This window comes from Pseudoxanthomonas sp. LARHCG66, assembly GCF_052871755.1.
Genome location: NZ_JBIXJW010000016.1, coordinates 1 through 1,349 on the forward strand (window position 1 = coordinate 1; position 1,349 = coordinate 1,349).

1 protein-coding gene is annotated in these 1,349 nt (G+C 54.7%); it reads left to right on the plus strand.

Annotated elements, in window-relative coordinates; genetic code table 11:
• Positions 1–128: 128 nt before the first annotated feature.
• On the plus strand, positions 129–428 hold the full coding sequence (locus tag ACIPRS_RS18830; RefSeq protein ID WP_267790875.1) for a hypothetical protein: 300 nt from the start codon (positions 129–131) through the stop codon (positions 426–428).
• The last annotated feature ends 921 nt before the right edge of the window (positions 429–1,349 follow it).

The following is a 1,349-nucleotide window of genomic DNA, read 5'->3' on the forward strand; positions in this document are numbered from 1 at the left end:
CACTACTTGTTCTACCTGAAGGACGAGACCTTTGAGTGCTTGGCCGACAGCTGGGAACTGCGGTTGCCAGCTAACAATTCATTCAAGCCGACGCCGCTTCGCGGCGCGGCTTAATTCAGGCGTTAGGCATGGACGCAGATCACAGCAAACTGACGAAGCCTCCCGTATCGCTTCTTCTCTACTACTTGGCGCTTGGACTCCTACCAGTCTGGATTGTCGCCGGATACATCCTCTACGACTCACAGTACGGACTTACTCTCCCCTGGTTCTTATTGTTCCTGCCCTTCACCATTTTCATGGCGGCCATCGGCTTCGGCGTACACCTTTACCTTCGCCGATCTTGGGACGCCACATCCTGCTACGCTCTTGGGACAACGGTGTTCTTTGCGATCCCTCTGATTGCCCTACTCATCGTGAAGGTCCTCTGAGCCATGCCTAACAATTCATTCAAGCCGAACCCGCTTCGCGGGTCGGCTTAATTCAGGTGTTAGACCGCTAGGGAGAGCAATGAAGACTGCAGTGTTCATAGCCATATTGCTGCTGCCAGCCTCAGCTCTCGCGGGCAGAGATCCAATCATCGTCCCGGACCGTTTCGTTGGGCAGTGGGCAGGGGCTCCAGATTCTTGCGGATCTGACGCAGACGATTTGACTCTACGCATTACTCCTCGCCACATCACGTACTGGGAGAGTGATGGTCCCATCAAGGCCGTTGTGGTTCGGGGAGACACAGAGATTGCATTGATCTCTGAGCTTTCCGGCGAGGGTGAAACGTGGCTTTCGGCCGCACGCTTTACCCTTTCCAAAGACGGTAGACAGCTAATCGACAGTACAACTGTTCCTGGTCGGGAGTTGGTACGTTACAAATGCTCGGGCAATGTCGGCACGCGGTCTAACAATTCATTCAAGCCGAACCCGCTTCGCGGGTCGGCTTAATTCCGGTGTTAGACCGCTGATGAAAGCTATCCAAATGCTTGTGGTCATATTTTTAGTGTCACTGATGCCGCCCGCGCAGGCGTCGGATTTCAATCAAGTGCCACTTGACCAGATTCGCGCAGATGTCGGCTCCACATGCTCTGTTCGGCCGGCAGAGCGAACCCTGTCACTCGTCGGGAACAATGGCTTTAGGATCGAGCGCTGGGTAGTGGAGACCTGCAACGGGCCAGTCAGATACGACGTCATCTACTACCCGCCCGAATTCTTCCCAGATCGCGAGGTCGCCTATGAGATTCGACGCATTAGCTCGTGACACGCGGTCTAACAATTCATTCAAGCCGAACCCGCTTCGCGGGTCGGCTTAATTCTGGTGTTAGGCCGCTAGGGGAGCGAAATGCAATGGACTAGCTTTGACG